Here is an 18488-nt window from a genome sequence, read left to right as displayed (position 1 = left end):
TCTGTGATCTGCGGGGCGGAGGATTTTGGCTTACGAATCCTGCTTCTTCTGCGAATCAAGCATGGAACGGATGTTCCGGGAAAAATGTTCGAGACTGAACGGCTTCTGCATCAAGGTCGTATTGCTGATATTTTTCAGTTCGTCCGTATCAATGTCAAAAGAATGGCCGGTCATATAGAGGATGGGCAGCCAAGGTGCATGAAGGCGGATAATTCTGCTCAGCGCCTTGCCGCCCATGGCGGGCATGATCAGATCCGTGGCCAGAAGATCGATATCGTGCTTTCTTTCCTCAAAAATCCTTAAGGCGGCATTGCCGTCGGATGCGGTCAGGACATGATAGCCGGCCTCGGAAAGCGATGCCGCCAGCACCTGCAGCACTTCCAGGTCGTCCTCGACCAGCAGAATAGTCTCCGGTCCGCCCGGCATCAATATCTCCGGTGGTGAGGAAATATCCGCTTCAACCAAATCAGGATTGATTTTCGGCAGAAAGATATGAAACGTACTTCCCTTTCCCGGTTCGGTGTCGACCAGGATACGGCCGTTGTGACTCGCCACGATGCCGTGGACGTTGGAAAGCCCCAGCCCGGTACCCTTGCCGGCCTCCTTGGTGGTAAAGAACGGATCAAAGATCATCTCCAGCGTTTGCCGGTCCATGCCGCTGCCCTGATCGCTGACACTCAGCACCACATATTGCCCGCTCACCTCCCTGAGATCAACATCGTACAGGGTTTTCGGCTCAACGATCCGATTGGCGGTGCGAATGAACAGTTGCCCCGGTTCATTCATGGCATCACGGGCATTGACCACCAGATTTATGAGAATCTGCTCCATCTGACTGCGATCCGCTTCGACAAGCCACAGATCTTCGGTAAGCTCCATCGTCAACTGAATATCTTCCCGGATCAACCTCCCCAGCATTTTCGCCAGTTCCTGAACCATGAGGTTAAGCTGCACGGGCCGGATATTCATATCCTGCTTGCGGCAGAAGCCCATAATGCGGCGAATCAATTCCGCCGCCCTTTGGGCGCAATTTTCAATGGCTTCCAGCTTTTCATAAAAAAAATGGTCCTTGCCGAGCTTCAGCTTTCCCAGGGAACAATAGCCCAGAATGGGGGTAAGGATGTTGTTCATGTCATGGGCAATACCACCGGACAAGGTTCCCAGCGCCTCAAGCTTCTGGGCCTGACGATACCGCTCTTCCAGCAGGCGCCGTTCCTCATCAGCGGCCTTTCTCTGGCTGATGTCACGGTCGATTCCCCGGTAACCGATTACCCGTCTCGCATTATCAAAGACAGGGGTGCCGCTTGTTTCAATGAAAATGTACTCCCCGTTTTTTTTGCGGCAGCGATGCTCATGGGCCTGACAGTTACGCGCCTCCTGAAGGCAATCCAAAAATACTTTTTTCATTGCAATGCCGGCCTGTTCATCATGCAGGATATCAAAATAGGATTTTCCCCGCAGTTCATCAGGCTGATAGTCGTAAATCTCGTAGCAAACGGGAGAGCAGTAAGTCAGATTCCCCTGCGCATCAACCTCCCAGACCCAGTCCCGGGTTGTTTCAACCAGGGAGCGGAAACGAAGCTCCGAAGAAACCAGCGCGGACTCGGTTTCTCGAATTGAAGTCATATCCCAGAAGCTGCCGATGAGATTTTCGCTCTTGCCGTCTTTCTTCATGCCCGGAGCCAGATTCATCGCCAGTATTTTCCTGTTTCCCGCCTGGTCGGTGATGACGATTTCCCTGCTCTTTTCACTTTTATCCAGCAGACAACATTCCTTTGCGCATGCACGGCAGTGTGGATTTTCGGAAATTTCCCGAAACACACAGGGGCCTCCCACCGCCTTTGCCGCCGGCATGCCGGTAATATGCTCGGCGGCCGGATTCCAGGTCATGATTTTGCCCTGTGCATCCAGGACAAAGATAGCCGCCGGGCTCGTCTGCAATATGCCCTGCAGTTCCCGACGCTGCAGTTCTTCCTGCCGGGCCAGCAACCATTTGTCGCTCAACGAACAGGCAAGCTGCCTCAATTCCTCCGGGTCAAAGGGCTTGCGGAAAAAAAGAAGCTTGGACGGTGTGCCGACAGCCCTGACAATATCCTCGCAGGAATGATCCGAATAGGCGGTAACGATGATAATCTCGATCTCCTTATCCATTTCCCGAATGCGCACCGCGGTTTCCATGCCGTCCCACCCCGGAGGCATGCGCACATCGATAAATGCCAGGGCAAAGGGTTCGCCCGCCATTTTCGCAGCACGGGCAATTTGAAACCCATCCTGCCCCTGACCGGCAAAAACGAGTACAAAATCAGCCGAATCCGCATCGTCCGATTCGACGCGAAACATCCGCTTCATCTCCTCGATCGCGCCGCCCCGCTTCCGCCGAGGATCGAGCACCATCTGATAAGCCGCCCAGATGTCCTTATCATCGTCGATAATCAGAATCCGTCTTTTTTCCATGATCCGTATCCATTTCATTATGTTCGGCCGCAGGGGATGCCGACCCCGCCGAATCAGCGGTTTCACCAGGTGCGCCGCCGCTCAGGCCCGTCTCCGGCTTTTCTTCCCCGGCGTCTTCATTCTTTACCCTCCCTTCCCAGGCGGGCAGACGAACAACAAAAGTCGCTCCTTGTCCAGGCCCCTTGCTGGATGCCTCGATGGAGCCGTTATTTGCTTTCAGATAGTTGGCGCAGGTATGTAATCCGAATCCGGAACCCGTGTTTTTGGTCGTATAGCCGAAAGTAAAAAAATTCTTCTTCTCTTCCTCGGAAAACCCGCAGCCGTTATCGGCAACCGACAGCTGCACCATTGGTTGCCGCCCCTTTTCCAGGCTGCTTTTGATCACGAGTTTCCGTTCCTTGGTCCCCACCATGGTATCCATTGCCTCATAGCCGTTTTTTATCAAATTAACAAGCACCTGAAGCAATCTTGTTTCTTCCACCCGAACCGGCGGCACCCGGGAAAAATCGACCTCGACCTGAACATCGCGTTTTTTGATGGTATCGGCCAGCATATTGAGAGCATCGTGCGCGACACTGTTCATGTCGACCGGTTCGATCGTGTCGGCAATGCGGGCATAGCGCATCTGCAGGCCGATAATGTTTTCGATGTGCTCATGCTTTGCACGAATTTTTTTCAGCTCCCCGGCAATCGAATCGTATTCCTCGGCAATCGCTGTCGGCAGGATCTCCACAATCCTGAGGAGCCGTTCCTTTTCCGGATCAGCAATCTCCACGGTATGCCGCAGATATTTTTCCAAGGCGAGCAGGGATGGCGCAAGCTTTGTCTTCAGCGGACTTTCTGTAATATTTTTAAGGAGAACCGATGAAACAACCTTGGCCGGAGTAATGGCATTGCCGATATTATGGAGAACCCCCACCGCCATTTCGGCCATGCCCGCCTCATGCGCCTGCCGCAGGAGAATGGCCTGGGCCTCCTTCAAGTCGCGGGTTCTTTCGACAACCTTGTCTTCCAGGGATCGTGAATATTCATCCAGCTCTTCACGGGTTTGCCGCAATCTTTCCGTCATGATGTTGAACGATGCGGCCAGTCCGGCAAATTCCTTGCAACCAAGGCCGGAAAGTAGAATCTCTTGGTTGAGATCGCCGTTTGCGACCAGATGCACCGCGTCATGCAGGGCCCGTGTGTCGCGGACCAATGAGCGCGTCAAGACGATGGCGGCCAAAAAAGCTGCCGGCAGAAAAAAACAAAGGGCGGTAATAACATAAATTTTTATACGGACCATCTGCCCGGCCCATTCTCTTTCCGCCGCGCTGATGGCCGTATTCAAGGTTTGCAGCGAAAATCCGCACCGCAGAACACCCCACAGCCGGGAACCGCTGTAAACGGGAATAATCGCCTCAAGAACGGCGGAATCACTCCGATCCGTCTCCGGCCAGAGAATGCTGATCGGCTTGGCGGCAGCCGGCTTTACTTCCGGGAAAGAGGTTCCCATCATTGCCCCGATCATTCTGTCCCGGGGCTCGCTCAATATTCGGCCCCGCTGAACCGGATCATTATGGGCCACCACGGTCAACTGTTTATCCACAACGAAACAAAAAACAATTTCCGGGTCATTCTCCACGACTTCAACCACCAGATTCTGCAGGAAGCTGAAATCAAAACCGGCAATGGACTGATCGGCACTGAGCCCCATGCTGCGGACCAGCGACGAGCTTCTGTTGGTCAGATCCTGTTGCATGAGGGCAATATTTCCGGCCAGCTGCACATCGCGGAACTGACTCGTCTTCCAGATAAAAAGAAATCCGAGGGTCGGAATGAGCAGACAAAGCAACAGCATGTTCATACCGATGAGATACACCCTGATTGACGGTCGTCTGCGCATAGGAATTGGTCTGTTATCCGGGAAGAAACCTTGCAAATGTGTTGTTTTTGAAATCTTGGATATCCGACTCAGGCTGCGCATAGTCCGCAGAAGTGTAACTCATTGATCTGTATCGTGTTCCTGCACCAAGGAAAATATTTTCCGAGATTTTATGTCTAATTATAGTGGCTGTTATTACGGAAAAGCAATGAAAAAGGGGCTGCGGAAATGACGGCGAGAAAACCTCGATCGCTCAACAAAAAATTCCTCACCGTCAATGGCGCCACCCGACAATTTCAGCCGAAATGTTTATCCACAGTTGAAATGCGGCTGTGAATGGGCGGCACCACTTCTTCGTCGATCCAGACATCGACCACCGTGGGCCGGCCCGATTCTATAATATCCCTGGCCAGCTCCGGCGTTATCGGATTTTCAGCATCCAGACGTATCCCCCTGGCACCCAAGCCTTCCGCCACCATGGCATAATCCACCCTTTTAAACCTGGACGGCAACCCGTCCGGAATCTGCGTCTTAAAAAGTTTACGCCCATGATAAACCATGCCCAGCATGGCATTGTTGAAAACGATCCAGATAACCGGAATATTGTAGTTTACGGCTGTTGCCACCTCAAACCCGTTCATGAGAAAAGAACCGTCCCCCACCATGGCCACCACGGGCCGTTCCGGCACAGCCAGTTTGCCGCCCACCGGCGCTGCCACGGCATAGCCCATGGAACCAAATCCGAGTGAGACGAAGAAGGAGTAGGGCCGGTTTATGTTCATGTACCGGATGCCCCAGGCCATGGAAGTGCCGATGTCGGCGAAATAAATGGTATTGTCGGGAAAGGATCTCTGGATGTCTAACACCAGTTTGCCGGGATGGTACAGGTTTTCCCGGGTGGTGAAATCAAGCTCAGGATCACGGGATTTTTCCTTCAGCTCATCCAGACACTCCATGATTGAATTAAAGTGCTTATGGGCGTTCTGTTGAGATCGTTCCTCGACCACCGCCTTGCAAAGCTCCTTGAGATTCATTCGCGCATCTCCAACGAGGCCGACCGAAGTGCAGTAGTTTTTACCGATCTTTTCCGGATTGATATCTATATGGATCAGATGTTTGCTCGGCCGGATTTTCTCGTCCCAGCCGCTTGTCATCATCTCACTGAAACTGGTGCCCACTCCGACAAGCACATCAACCTCACCATTGGTGATATACTCCTTGGCCAGGGGGTTACCAGCAAATCCCAGCACACCCAAGGCGAGGGGATGTGACTCCGGAAAAACCCCCTTGGCCTTGGGCGATGTCGCCACCGGCACTTGCAGAAGCTGAGCCAGTTCCAGCAGCTCATTGGCAGCCCGGGACAACACCACGCCCCATCCGGCAATGATTGCAGCCCTTTTGGCGCCGACAAGATACTTAGACGCCTTTTTGACGCTTTCTTCATCATACAGGCGTACATCCGTTTTCAGAGTACAGAGATTCTGCTGATCGATTTCTTTTTTCATCAGATCGGTGGGCAGATTCAAATGGACTGGACCGTTGGGGCCGGTCATTGCCAGTCGTGTGGCCTTATGCAGCATGTACTGGGCACGTTTTTCGGTGATGAGCATGCCGCTGTATTTGGTGAAATTTCGGAAAATATTGGTAATATTAACCCCTTCCGAACCAGATTCCTGAATGGCTCCTTTACCGAAAACCGAGATGGCAACCTGCCCGGTCAAAGCCAGGACCGAGATGCAGTCGGCATAGGAAGAAGCCAAGCCGGTGATCAGATTGGAGGCTCCGGGTCCGGCGGTGGCGGTGCAGACCCCGAGCCTGCCGGATACCCTTGCGAAACCGTCCGCCATGAAAGCAGCCCCCTCCTCATGCTTGCAAATGATCGGCAACACCCCTTGCTTGTTGTGAAAAATAGCGGTACTGAGATCCTCAATGGCTCCGCCCGGCACGCCGAAAATGTATTTCACTCCCATTTGCCCCAGCAGGTCAATCATCAAGTCAGCAGTGTTCATAATCCTCTCCTGATTGTGCTTCTGTCGAATTTAGGCCTCTTGACCAAAATACCGCGCCTCCCCGTGCGCTCCTCTCAACATAATATCTATTCCATCAGGCTGTGATGGTGTAGGATATCGGCAAAATGCAATTTTTCATTTTCACCAAGCTTATTCATCAGTAAGAAGGACAAAAAAAGAAATGCGTTTCATTTTCATGGCAACGATCTATCTGCGTGTTCTCGCCTCCATCCGGCGAGTCTATGGTTTGGGCCGGGTTTTTTTCACCTGGCTGCTGGTTGAGCCTTTCATGAAATTACTTACCGCGGCAACCATGGTCCTTGACCATCTCTTTTTCCCGGGCTTCCGCAACGTTGAGGTGAAAAGACCGATCTTTATCATCGGTCACCCCCGCAGCGGCACCACCTTTCTCCATCATCTACTGAGCAGCCATGACGATGCGGCCGCCTTCCAGACCTGGCACCTCTTCTTTCCCGCCCTCACGGCCCGCGCCCTCTTCCGGCCATTGGTGAATTTAATGATCAAAAAAGGAAAAACCGAGGTCATGCCCGAATGGACGGGTCACAAAATGGAACTCAACAAGACGGAAGAAGAAGAGATGCTTTTTCTCCATAATTATGACACCAACTTCATCAGCATCGGCATGCTCTCCTTTGACGAGCAAAAATATCCGGAGTTACAGTATCATGATCGCCAACCAAAGGAAGTGCGGCTGGATTCCATGCGTTTCCTGAACAGCTGTTTCAAGCGCCATATTTTTTTTACCGGCAAAAAGCAGATCATAGCCCAGACCCATTTCTCCACCTTTCGCCTGCAAACCATGCTTGAGTATTATCCGGATGCCAGGTTCATCTTCATCATGCGCAACCCGCATCAAGTGGTGCCCTCCTTTCTCTCGCTGCTGCACAACAGCATCAAATTCCGCTGGGGCATTGAGACAATCAGGCCGGAGCTTCTGCAGCGCTATAATGAACACCGCTTTCAGGGCATTGCTGATCTCTACCGTTACTTTTACGAGCTGGACATACATGGTCAGCTGCCCCGGGAACGGGTGCTGGTGCTGCCCTACGAGGAGCTGCGGTATAATCTGACGGCTACCTTTGACCGGATTATCGCCTTTACCGGCATCCGATCGGATCCGGCCCTGCACCAGGCCGTGGCTGAACGGGCCGACCGGCAGGAGCGCTACCAGCGCAGGCACGCGGTCAGGGATCCCGCCGAGTTCGGAGTGAGTCGGGAGCGGATCTCCCGGGAATTTGCCTTTGTCTTTGATCATTATGGTCTGGAGGACAAATGGGAGTGATGAAATCATTTTTCATCCGGAACCGATCGCGGTGGCTGCCCCTGATAGTCGATATCCCCGCATCGGAGGGGGAAAAACGATTCCGGCACCTGATCTGCGGCCTCGGCGTAGCAGGCAAGGACGCCGGAATACACCCAGCAGCTCAGCAGGGAGTAAATTGTTGCCGTAGAGAAGCCCTGATCACAAAGAAATGCACAGGCATAGCCAATGAGGTTGATTCTTTCTCCGCAATCGACATGAAGAACATGATCAATTTCATATGCAACAGTCAGATGTTCGCCGTATGCGAAACCAAGTTGGCTGGCCACTTGTTCCATTGCCGGGATGCGTTCATCTCCATTGATAATTGGGCGGGCATAGCCAGCGATAATTGGCGTGTCGTCATCTCTTCGCTTCGGATGCCGAGCAATAATGTCTTTTGTGGAAATTCCTGATTTTTTTTGGTGGAGAGCGTGAGTGATAAAATCCACGCCTGATGTGATGGTGCCTGGGCCATACATTCTTGAGTCAGAAGCGAGTATTCCTCCGCAAACAGCTGCAACGGGAGATGTCCGAAGTGTTCCTCCAAGGCTGCCAATTTGATTGCACCAGATACGGGCATCAGGGTAGCTGAGACAGATGAACAACGCCTCCAGCCAGTCCGCCAGCCGGCGCTCCGGAAGTTTACCTGTTGCATTGAGAATCAGGACCTGAAAATAAGAAGTCTGCCCAACCAAATCTTTCATCATGTCATAGCCGTGGCAGTAAACTGCCTCGCCAAAGACTATTCCGCCTTTGCGCGTGAATATTCTGCCTCTGCGATGATCCCAGTAGGGCGTGCTATTTTTTTGCTTGCCCGGCAATGACATAATGTTCCTCGGCGAGGAATGGCATGAATGTGAGAGGTTTGTCAGCCAGCTCAAGCCCGTGGGCAAGAATACCCGGTGCATTCATCAGTTGAAACAGTCCGGCCCCGGCCCAAGGGGTAAAGCCGAGATCGCACAAGGTGGCGGCCGCTATGCCTGTGCTGAGCCAGCCCATTGCCTGTGGACGAAGTAATGCCGCAAAATCCTTGCCCCACCTGAGGTTTTTGCCGCAGCCGGGCATTTCGCACAGGATATCGGCAAGCTGCGCGGGCAACGGATCAATGCCGCCGAAACGGCTGCCAAAGCCGGGAGCGGGATGAAAATCCCCTTCCAAAGGTCGTTGCGGGAGGAGACAAGCGGCAGCGGTTTCCTCCGGATGCAGCGAAAGGTTGTCAGCCAGAAAGCGCATGGCGGCCAGCACCTCGCCGCCCCCCAGATATGACCCGCTCAAAACGGAAAGGCCGATTGGCAACAGATGTTGGGTGTTCGTTCGACTTACCGCGGCGTTCATGGCCGCGCGGGTGGCCGGATGACGGGGCCCGGGGTTGATCATGGCAATGAAGATGGTTTCCAGCAGCCGGGCCTCTTGCCGGGAGGGCAGTTCGCCCTTGAAGAGAAGAAACAGCACCTCGACAAAGCTTAGTTTTTCGGCAAGCTCCAGGATGTCGTAGCCATGACAGCGGCACCGAGCGGCCAGATAGGGATTTTCGGCGTCGGGGATTTCCTGCCAGAGCTTGGTTACGGTGCGGTCGTTGAACGTCATATTCCGCTTCCCGACCTTACTGGTTTGTTTGTGCATGTGTGTCGAACCCGTTAAAATCGATAGCGGATTTCCGCGTAAATCGAGCGACCGGCGATGGGGTAATCGTCGGGGATGAAGGCCCCTTCCGGTGCGGCCGCGGCATAAGGGCTGGGGATACGGCCATCCTCGTCAAAGAGGTTGCGCAGGGAAAGCGCCACCTCCGAGTGGCGGGCGATGTTGACCCGCCGCAGGGTGAGATTGACCAGATCGTAGTTGTTAATGTCGCCGCGCGGGTCGCCCTGGGCGCGGTGGCGGTCGCCGATCCAGATGTACTGGCCGTCCAGGGACCAGTCCGGCAGAAACTCCCAGTTGGGATTGAGGTAAAACCGCCACTCCGGCGCATCGGGCACCACATGGTCGAGTCTGGTGTTCTCCGAGCGCTGGTAGGCGGCAGTGCCGCGCAGCCGCAGATCGGGATGGAGCAGCCAGTCCATTTCCAGTTCAAAACCATCGCCCTCCTGCTCGCCGTAGTTGGTGTACTGCTGGGGCAGGGCGCCGGTGGCCTCGATGAGCTTGTCCGCCTTGTAGGTGAAGAGGCTGAGGATGAGGCGGAGATCCCGGAGCGGCTGGTAGTCGAAGGCAAGCTCCAGGGTCTCGATCTCCTCTGCCTCGACATCCTCGCTGCCGATGGCGGCGGGATTGTTCCTGGTGTACTGCTCGCCAAAGGAGGGGGCACGGAAGGCCTGGCCATACATGAGTTTGGTGGTGAGATCGTAACGCGTCTCCCAGACCAAGGCGGCCCTGGGGTTGGTGGTGGAGCCGAAATCGCTGTAGTCGTCGTGCCGGACGCCGGCGGTCAGTTCCCAGGCCGGGGCCAGTTGCCACTCATCCTGGACCAGGGCAAAGAGAAGCTGGCGGTTGGCTGACGGCATGAAGAGGTGGGCCGGGTCGGTGACATGGACCAAGGCGCCGAACTGATCGACTCCGGCCGGCGGGCCGAAATTCTTGTACTGGTCCGGTTCGTAATCATAGTTCTTCCAGCCGGCCCCGAAGCGCACCTGATGCCGATCAAACCCCTTGAAGAGACCAGTCATCTCCAGTCCGCCGTCCTGCGACTCATGGATCGGGTTGCCGAGCATGTTGAGAAAGTCAGGGGGGAAATACTGGATAAAGGAATCCGATTTCATGTACGAATAGTAGGTGCGAGCGGTGAGGTCCCAGTCCTCGTGCAGATGGTCGTTGTGATAGGTGAGGTCGACGAGGAGGGAGCGGGCGTCGTTCTCGGTTCCGTAGGTGACGGCCTGGGCACCGCCCGGCCCCATGGCCGACTCCTGCAGGGTGCCGTAGAGGTGGAGATTCCAGTCTTCCTTGCGCAGGTTGAGGTGGCTGTCCAGCAGATCATGGCCGGTGTCGAGCGGGCCGGGTGCGTTGGACAGAGCCGCCGCGCCGACGGCGTGGAGGTAATCGCGTTCGATGATCCGCTCGTCATCCCCTTGAGTCTTCTGCCACTCCAGGCCGAAGGCCACGTCCCAGCCCCGGTACTGACCGCCGTGCTGCAACCAGACATCCTTGCTATCAAAGGAGCCGTAGCGGACGCCGGTCTCGGTGCCGTTTATCTCGAAGTTGTCCTTGGTGATGACATTGACTGTGCCGGCAAAGGCATCGGCACCGTGCAGGGCCGAGCCCGGCCCCCGCACCACCTCGACCCGGGAGATCATCGCCACCGGCATCTTGTAGTCGAAATAGCGGCTGCCCTGATAGTTGAAGGTAAAGGGCACGCCGTTGACCAGCAGCAGGACATGGGGATTGAGGCTGGTATGCACGCCGCGGATCGACCAGATGGAGGAAAACCAGAGGCCGGATTGCTCGACATGCAGGCCGGGTACCGCCACCAGCACCTCGTCCAAGGTGGTGGCCCCCATCTTCCGGATGTCCTCGGCGGTGATGACCGAGGCCACCGACGGCGCCTTGTGTACCGGTTTCAACGAGCCGGTGGCGGTAAGCAGCAGCCGGTCCGCCCGGTAAACGTCTTCCTCCTGGGGACCCCGGCCGAACATTTCGGAAAAGGCCTGCTCCTCCTGCTCTCCCGCCGCCGGTTCAACTGTTTCAGCGGCCGGGGACGAGGCGCTGACGATAATGAACAAGAAGGCCGCTGCCGCGGCAAGCCGTTTTTTCCCCATGCTCTTCTCCCGCTCCCGTTACGTTTCGGATCATGCCGCCAAACCAAAACAAAACCAATCGGTTAGGATTCGGATCTATTCAATTCAGCTTAGATGAAGCAGAACACAAAAATCAAGCAAACAATGGAAAATGTCAGAAAAACCTTCCATGGCGGCAAATGAAATACAAAATTGAACCACTCCTCATTTTTTATACGATTTCATGACACGAGGAAGACGTTGAAGTCGAGGAGAAAATCCTGCAGGAGGGAGACCGGAAAAGAGGCGCAACAAACGAGCCGTTGTCAACGGATAACCATGGTGGCCATATCAAGGGTTTGCGGGTTGGTTGCAAGACCGATTCTTTCGGCTGTTTTCAGGTTGAAGAATATTTGCGTGGCCAGCGGATCCATCACCCCGATATCACTTGGTTTCTGGCCGTTTTCCACAATGTTGCGGGCCATTGACGCCGCCTGTGTCCCTATCTGGTTGGTATCCGGATTAACGGACAACGCCACGCCCATCCGGGCGATATTCTGCGTCTGTCCGACGCACAGAAGTCTTTCCTTCAGGCACCGTTCTTCAAGCCAGTCAACATTTTCCAGGGTGTAAATCACCGGATCGTTCAGCACCCAGAAGGCATCCACCTGACCGGCAATTTTTTTGAAAGCGCGCTGGAAGTTATTGGAGCGACTGATCGACTCAACAATCAATTCAATCCCCAGCAGGGCGGCCGCTTGTTTTGCCTGCTCCAGGATCTGAAGGGAATGGGGGCTGGTGACAACACCGATCCGCCGCACCTTCGGAGAAAACATGGTCATATTGACAAACTGAGTGCCGGGGGCGGATTCCGCGCCGATACCGGCAATATTGGCAGCACCCTCCAAAAGTTTGTAGCGCTGCCAGTTCAGCACCATGGCAAAAATCACCGGGATATCCTGCCGATCCCTGGTCCAGAGCTTGGCGACATAGGCAGCCTTGGCGCCAAGAGCAAAGATAATGTCAGGTTCACATGCCAGCAACTTGTCCTTCAATCCGGGGTCGGCCTTGATGTCCCCGTGGAGATTGAAAAGCTGCACCGGAAAATTGCTGTTTTCCCTGAAGGCGTCAGCCGCCTGCCGGTAGGCACTTTCGCCGTCGGACAGCAGGATGGCGGCCACGGACGAGGTTCGTTCCGCGGCACAGGCTTCCATTGCCGCCATCGCCATGGCGACAAGCAGCAACAGGGCACTCAATATGCTAATTAATCGTCTGCCAGGCATCGATATGCAACATCTCCATAATCTTCGCGGTTCCGCCGTCAATTTTCCCCTTTAAAAAGAGGCTCTTTAATTTTTCCACTTCATCCTTGCCGGCAATCTCCTTATTATAACAAAGCAACGGCAGGGGAATGGGATCTGATATCGCCAGCTGTTTCACTGTCTGCAGAATCCTGGGGTTGATGGCGCCGAAATGGTCAAGATTGTCCTCGGATACCAGGGCCGCCTTTACCTGACGCAGGGCCAGGGCGAAAAGGGCGTCTGAATCCTTGGCGGTGGTGACGAAATTAAGCTTTTTGGAGTCCAGCCCGTGCTTTTGAAAAATAACCTTGTCGAGGTCTTCCAAGCCGGCGGCGCCCATGGGGGTCATGGCAATGGTTTCCTGTGCAAGATCCTGAATGGAGAGGGAGGAATCCTGGGCGACAAGCAGGATTTTGCGGTAGGTCGTATTCCCATTCCGCACCGGCGCCAAGAAAGCCTCGAACCTTTTCTCGTTCCCGTCCTGCTTGAGATACCATTCAGGTAACAGGAGAAAATCAGGCGCCTCTTCGCGCACCTTCCGGTCAAAATCACTGAGCTTGGTAAACGGCTGAAAAACAAGGGGAATATTACCGAAGGCCAGCAGATTATCCATGGCCTCCTTTAAGCGGGACATGTTGCTCTGCGGGGAATCGGGATTAAAATAATAAAAGCAGGCGGTTGATGCGGAAAAAAGCCACAGCGGAAAGAAAAAGAAACTGATCGGCACAAACAGCGAGGATATTATTTTTCGAGCGTGTTTAATGGGGATCATTTATACACAAATTTGAGGTCGAATATCCTTGAGTATTGATTTTGCACCGATACTAACATGATAGACAGTCACTTGTAAACGCAAGGATGATGATGAATCACGCGAAGATTTTCATCGTTGCGCGACAACCCGTCACGGCTGGTCCTGTTCCTTTTCTCCGCTCAATGTCCCGGCGTTTTTCCAGTAAACAAGGCTTTTGACGCATTTGTCATAGTTGACGGTGTAAATTTCGCCTAAAGTGAGAAAGCCGGTGACAATAAGCGGCCCGTAGATTATCCCCATGATGCCGAACAACTGCAGTCCGCCGATAATGGCCAGGAAAACGAGCAGGGTATGCATTTTCACCTTGTCGCCCACCATTTTCGGTTTGAGCAGGTACTCCACGGAAAAGGAAAGAAACATATAAAAGAGGCCCATGGCGATGCCCTGGCCGATTTTGCCCTGCAACAGCAGAAAGACCGCGGTCGGCCCCAGCACCAGTCCGATGCCGACAATGGGCAGGAAAGCAAGTATCCCCATCACCACTCCCCAGATAACCGGCGAGGAAAATCCCCAGAAAGCGAAGACCATGCCACCGATCACCCCTTGAATGACGCCGCAAATACCGTTGCCGATCAGAATGGCCCGGCTGATCGCCTCGAACTTGCTGATCAGCTTTCTCTCATGATCATCCGGCAGGGGGGAAAGACGCATCAGATAGGCAAGCAGGCGGCTCCGGTCGATGAGCAGAAAGAAAATGATGAGAATCATCATAAAAAATTGAAAAACAAAATGAAGAATGTTTGCCGCCCATGAACTGGCCTGATTGTAGACAAAAAGGGCGATCATGCCGCCGAACTTGGACAACTCAACACCCAGTTGGGCGAATTGCAAATGAATGCCGTATCCCTCCATCAGCACTTTTAACCGGCCGAGCAGGGCATTGCTTTCGACAAACTCCTTGAACTTTTCCGCCAGATTCGTTCCCTTTGTCATCTGAAAAAGATCATAGGCCTCCGAGGAGAGCGCCCCGACAAAAAAAATAACCGGCACAAAAATAAGCAGGACAATCAGGCCGCAGGTGACGAGCGAGGAAAGGTTGGCGGACAGCTTTTTGTTCAGGAAGACATAAACCGGCTCAAAAATAGACGCCAGCAGATAAGACAGAATGATTATTGACAAAAACGGCCATAACAACCAGCCCATCAGCAATGTGGCGAGCAGCAGCAGGGTGAGGAAATAAAACAATACCATGGGGCTGGGGGGCTGCTTCGGCATAAAAATCCTGTAATACAAGATGAAATAAGTTGTTTCAAAGGCGGCGAGAATCCGCTATAGTTCGCTTCTGCGTTTCGAGTCAAAAACGGCCGGGAAATGTAATTATCCTTAATTATTTAATTATAACCCACATTTCCTGTAGAACAATTTTTTTTTGTGCCAAGCCGGTCGCGGCATTACCGTGCCTCATTCCCATGGGTTTGTTATTGCTGTTCCGCTTGAGGAGTTTTTTATGGATTTATCTATCGAAAAGGCGCAGGGAAACGCCCTGAAAGCAAAACCTGCCGGAAATGCGCTGGGGTTCGGCGCCCATTTCACCGACCACATGTTTCTCATGGAGTATGACAAGGATCAGGGCTGGCATGATGCCAGGATAACTCCGTATCGCAATTTTTCCTTTGACCCGGCAGCCATGGTTCTCCATTACGGACAGGCGATCTTTGAAGGGTTGAAGGCGTACCGGGGCAGCGACAACCGCATCTTTCTCTTCCGGCCCAAAGACAATCTGGGCCGCATGAATCATTCCGCCACCCGCATGTGCATGCCGAATATCGACGTCGATGCGGTCTTTGAAGGGTTGAAGGCGCTGCTGCGCACCGATCAGGACTGGGTACCGGATGCCCAGGGCGCTTCGCTTTACATCCGGCCCACCATGATAGCAACCGAAGCGGCTCTCGGAGTCCGGCCGGCCGGCAAATATCTCTTCTTTATCATCATGAGTCCGGTCGGCGCTTACTACAAAGAGGGCTTCAACCCGGTCAAAATCTTTGTCACCGATAAATATGTCCGCGCCGTTCCCGGCGGCGTCGGCGAGGCGAAAACCGCCGGCAACTACGCGGCCAGCATCATGGCGGCGGTAGAGGCGCAACAGCAGGGTTTCACCCAGGTGCTCTGGCTTGATGCCATCCATCGCAAATACGTCGAAGAAGTCGGCACCATGAACATCTTTTTTGTCATCGGCGATGAAGTCATCACGCCCCCGCTTTCCGGCAGTATTCTCCCCGGTATCACCCGGGATTCGGTGCTGCGCCTGCTGAGAGACTGGAAATGCAATGTCGTTGAACGGCAAATCAGTATCGACGAGATTTTTGCCGCAAGCGAAAAGGGCATGCTGCATGAAGTTTTCGGCTCCGGCACCGCCGCCGTCATCTCGCCGGTGGGATCGCTCTTTTACAAGGGCAAAACCTGCTTTGTCAATCACGGCAAAACAGGCACCCTTTCGCAAAGATTGTTCAATGAAATTCAGGATATCCAATACGGCCGCAAATCCGACCCCTATGGCTGGGTGGCCCCCCTGTAATTTTTTTTTGACCCCTCTCTTGATTTTTGAAATACCCATCCCTATTGTTTCGCCAACAAGGAATGCGGACCTTGCATAAAGGTCCAATTTCCTTGTTCTTTATCGTGGACAAGAAAATTTCCCCGATGGATCGGGTCCACTACTTCGAGAAGGCCGGCGGCACCCGCCCGGCTTATCAAAAAATATCAAATCAAAATCCATTCATTACGGAGGTTGCAGATGAAAATTCGTCCCTTGAACGATCGTATTCTGGTCAAAAGACTTGAGAGCGAAGCAAAAACCGCAGGCGGCATCATCATTCCCGACAGCGCCAAGGAAAAACCGGCTGAAGGCGAAGTAATGGCCGTAGGTTCCGGCAAAATGAACGACAAAGGCGAACGAGTGGCCCTGGAAGTTAAAAAAGGCGACCGCGTTCTCTTCAGCAAATACGGCGGCACCGACGTCAAAGTTGACGGCGTTGATTACCTGATCATGCGCGAAGACGATATCCTCGGCATTATTGAAGGATAATTATTCGTTGGCGGAAACAATTTTTTAAAACAAAAATAAAAACGCCTGCCGGTACACCCGCAATAACTCTCCGCAGGCGCATCTTAAGGAGAAGACAAGATGGCAAAAGAAATTAAATACGGCAGCAAAGCCAGAGAGCAGATCTTAAACGGCGTCAACACGCTGGCCAATGCAGTCAAAGTAACCCTGGGCCCCAAAGGCCGCAACGTCCTGCTGGAAAAATCATTCGGCGCCCCCACCATCACCAAGGACGGCGTCAGCGTGGCCAAGGAAATCGAACTGAAAAACAAATTCGAGAACATGGGCGCCCAGATGGTCAAGGAAGTTGCTTCCAAGACCAGTGATGTCGCCGGTGACGGAACCACCACGGCAACACTTCTGGCCCAGTCCATTTACACCGAGGGCTCAAAACTGGTGGCCGCGGGTCACAATCCGATGGAAATCAAACGCGGCATCGACAAAGCGGTTGATGTCGTTGTTGCGGAATTGGCCAAGATCGCCAAGCCCACCAAGGAACAGAAGGAAATCGCCCAGGTCGGCACCATTTCCGCCAATAACGACTCCACCATCGGCAACATTATTGCCGAGGCCATGGATAAAGTCGGCAAGGAAGGCGTTATCACCGTTGAAGAGGCAAAATCCATGGAGACCTCGCTTGACGTGGTTGAGGGCATGCAGTTTGACCGCGGCTACCTCTCTCCCTACTTTGTCACCGACCCGGAAAAAATGGAAGTCAACCTGGAAAATCCCGTCATTCTGATCAACGAGAAAAAGATCAGCAACATGAAAGATCTGCTGCCGATCCTGGAGCAGGTTGCCAAAATGGGCAAACCGCTGCTCATTCTCGCCGAAGACGTGGACGGTGAAGCGCTGGCCACCCTGGTCGTCAACAAGCTGCGCGGCACCCTGAATGTTGCCGCTGTCAAAGCCCCGGGTTTCGGCGACAGAAGAAAGGCGATGCTCGAAGATATCGCCATCCTCACCGGCGGCCAGGTGATTACCGAAGATCTCGGCATCAAGCTGGAAAACGTTACCCTGGATGACCTCGGCAATGCAAAACGTATCGTCATCGACAAGGACAACACCACCATCATTGACGGCGCCGGCGACAAAGATAAACTTGCCGCACGCGTCAAACAGATCCGTGCCCAGGCCGAAGAGTCAAGCTCCGATTATGACCGTGAAAAACTGCAGGAGCGGCTGGCCAAACTGATCGGCGGCGTTGCCGTTATTAATGTCGGTGCTGCCACCGAGATCGAGATGAAAGAGAAAAAGGCCCGTGTCGAGGATGCTCTGAACGCGACAAGGGCGGCGGTTGAGGAAGGCATTGTTCCCGGCGGCGGCGTGGCCTATATCCGTTGCATCAAGGCGCTGGACAAAATGGAGCTCGCCGGCGAGCAGGCCCTGGGCATCAACATCATCAAACGCGCCCTGGAAGAACCGGTACGGCAGATTGCCGCCAACGCGGGCTGCGAAGGATCCGTGGTGGTTGAGCATGTCAAGAATCAGCACGGCCCCAACGGCTTCAATGCAGACACCGAAAAATATGAAGACCTCATTGCCGCGGGCGTTATCGACCCGGCCAAGGTAACCCGTTTCGCCCTGCAGAACGCAGCCAGCGTTTCCGGGCTGCTGCTGACCACCGAGTGCATGATTGCCGATATGCCGGAAGAAAAAGGTGACATGGGCGGCATGCCTCCGGGAGGAATGGGCGGCATGGGTGGAATGGGTGGAATGGGCGGCATGATGTAAAAAATGCTGTTTTTTATTGACAATGCCAAGAAAATTTACCATATACTTTTTTCTTTGCGTTGTCAGAAAAGGGAACGATTTCCATTCCCGAATCGCACACAAACCATGGCGATGTAGCTCAGCCGGTTAGAGCATACGGCTCATATCCGTAGTGTCCGGGGTTCAAGTCCCTGCATCGCCACCAAAAACAAATCCGGAGTGTTCCGGTAAGATATAAAACCCCGAGTCCTGATAAGGATTT

At 53.8% G+C, this 18488-nt stretch carries 13 protein-coding genes and 1 tRNA gene; 5 read left to right on the top strand and 9 right to left on the bottom strand.

From position 1 onward, the window contains the following. Positions 1-30 precede the first annotated feature (30 nt). From BM485_15545 to BM485_15535, 3 genes are all read right to left on the bottom strand, one after another. Complete coding sequence (locus tag BM485_15545; protein ID OKY74031.1) at positions 31-2454, bottom strand: hypothetical protein; 2424 nt, start codon at positions 2452-2454, stop codon at positions 31-33. Beyond that, on the bottom strand, positions 2420-4300 hold the full coding sequence (locus BM485_15540) for a hypothetical protein (protein ID OKY74030.1): 1881 nt from the start codon (positions 4298-4300) through the stop codon (positions 2420-2422). Before BM485_15540 ends, BM485_15545 begins: the two co-directional genes overlap by 35 nt. Before the next feature lie 314 nt (positions 4301-4614). Then, complete coding sequence (locus BM485_15535; protein OKY74029.1) at positions 4615-6327, bottom strand: hypothetical protein; 1713 nt, start codon at positions 6325-6327, stop codon at positions 4615-4617. Between the two features lie 196 nt (positions 6328-6523). On the opposite strand from BM485_15535, the gene BM485_15530 reads away from it, so the two are divergent. Then, positions 6524-7630: a hypothetical protein gene (locus BM485_15530; GenBank protein OKY74098.1), complete on the top strand. Its 1107-nt coding sequence runs from the start codon at positions 6524-6526 to the stop codon at positions 7628-7630. A 5-nt stretch (positions 7631-7635) separates the two neighbouring features. Here BM485_15530 and BM485_15525 read toward each other — a convergent pair whose 3' ends face one another. From BM485_15525 to BM485_15500, 6 genes are all read right to left on the bottom strand, one after another. Then, complete coding sequence (locus tag BM485_15525; GenBank protein ID OKY74028.1) at positions 7636-8478, bottom strand: hypothetical protein; 843 nt, start codon at positions 8476-8478, stop codon at positions 7636-7638. Further along, complete coding sequence (locus BM485_15520) at positions 8450-9274, bottom strand: hypothetical protein (protein ID OKY74027.1); 825 nt, start codon at positions 9272-9274, stop codon at positions 8450-8452. The genes BM485_15525 and BM485_15520 overlap by 29 nt, the downstream gene beginning before the upstream one ends. A 14-nt stretch (positions 9275-9288) precedes the next feature. After that, on the bottom strand, positions 9289-11397 hold the full coding sequence (locus tag BM485_15515) for a hypothetical protein (protein ID OKY74026.1): 2109 nt from the start codon (positions 11395-11397) through the stop codon (positions 9289-9291). Between the two features lie 284 nt (positions 11398-11681). Continuing rightward, complete coding sequence (locus BM485_15510; protein ID OKY74025.1) at positions 11682-12599, bottom strand: hypothetical protein; 918 nt, start codon at positions 12597-12599, stop codon at positions 11682-11684. Positions 12600-12615: 16 nt separating this feature from the next. After that, on the bottom strand, positions 12616-13428 hold the full coding sequence (locus BM485_15505) for a hypothetical protein (GenBank protein ID OKY74024.1): 813 nt from the start codon (positions 13426-13428) through the stop codon (positions 12616-12618). A 132-nt stretch (positions 13429-13560) separates the two neighbouring features. Next, positions 13561-14685, bottom strand: a complete 1125-nt coding sequence (locus BM485_15500; protein ID OKY74023.1) for an AI-2E family transporter — start codon at positions 14683-14685, stop codon at positions 13561-13563. Between the two features lie 232 nt (positions 14686-14917). On the opposite strand from BM485_15500, the gene BM485_15495 reads away from it, so the two are divergent. From BM485_15495 to BM485_15480, 4 genes are all read left to right on the top strand, one after another. Continuing rightward, positions 14918-15985: a branched chain amino acid aminotransferase gene (locus tag BM485_15495; GenBank protein OKY74022.1), complete on the top strand. Its 1068-nt coding sequence runs from the start codon at positions 14918-14920 to the stop codon at positions 15983-15985. Between the two features lie 219 nt (positions 15986-16204). Beyond that, positions 16205-16495 (top strand): co-chaperone GroES, encoded by a 291-nt coding sequence (locus tag BM485_15490; protein OKY74021.1) that lies wholly within the window; start codon positions 16205-16207, stop codon positions 16493-16495. A gap of 99 nt (positions 16496-16594) precedes the next feature. After that, positions 16595-18247, top strand: a complete 1653-nt coding sequence (locus tag BM485_15485) for a chaperonin GroL (GenBank protein OKY74020.1) — start codon at positions 16595-16597, stop codon at positions 18245-18247. A 107-nt stretch (positions 18248-18354) separates the two neighbouring features. After that, positions 18355-18431, top strand: a tRNA-Met gene (locus BM485_15480). Positions 18432-18488: the final 57 nt, after the last annotated feature.

Source organism: Desulfobulbaceae bacterium DB1 (genome assembly GCA_001914235.1).
GTDB lineage: Bacteria > Desulfobacterota > Desulfobulbia > Desulfobulbales > SURF-16 > DB1.
Note: the sequence above shows the minus strand (reverse complement) of the source record. Positions and strands in the feature narration are given on the sequence as shown.

Bases quoted from the DNA above. Each gene is read 5' to 3' on its own strand.
- BM485_15545 (OKY74031.1), bottom strand. From the start codon at position 2,454: ATGGAAAAAAGACGGATTCTGATTATCGACGATGATAAGGACATCTGG.
- BM485_15540 (OKY74030.1), bottom strand. From the start codon at position 4,300: ATGAACATGCTGTTGCTTTGTCTGCTCATTCCGACCCTCGGATTTCTT.
- BM485_15535 (OKY74029.1), bottom strand. From the start codon at position 6,327: ATGAACACTGCTGACTTGATGATTGACCTGCTGGGGCAAATGGGAGTG.
- BM485_15530 (OKY74098.1), top strand. From the start codon at position 6,524: ATGGCAACGATCTATCTGCGTGTTCTCGCCTCCATCCGGCGAGTCTAT.
- BM485_15525 (OKY74028.1), bottom strand. From the start codon at position 8,478: ATGTCATTGCCGGGCAAGCAAAAAAATAGCACGCCCTACTGGGATCAT.
- BM485_15520 (OKY74027.1), bottom strand. From the start codon at position 9,274: ATGCACAAACAAACCAGTAAGGTCGGGAAGCGGAATATGACGTTCAAC.
- BM485_15515 (OKY74026.1), bottom strand. From the start codon at position 11,397: ATGGGGAAAAAACGGCTTGCCGCGGCAGCGGCCTTCTTGTTCATTATC.
- BM485_15505 (OKY74024.1), bottom strand. From the start codon at position 13,428: ATGATCCCCATTAAACACGCTCGAAAAATAATATCCTCGCTGTTTGTG.
- BM485_15500 (OKY74023.1), bottom strand. From the start codon at position 14,685: ATGCCGAAGCAGCCCCCCAGCCCCATGGTATTGTTTTATTTCCTCACC.
- BM485_15495 (OKY74022.1), top strand. From the start codon at position 14,918: ATGGATTTATCTATCGAAAAGGCGCAGGGAAACGCCCTGAAAGCAAAA.
- BM485_15490 (OKY74021.1), top strand. From the start codon at position 16,205: ATGAAAATTCGTCCCTTGAACGATCGTATTCTGGTCAAAAGACTTGAG.
- BM485_15485 (OKY74020.1), top strand. From the start codon at position 16,595: ATGGCAAAAGAAATTAAATACGGCAGCAAAGCCAGAGAGCAGATCTTA.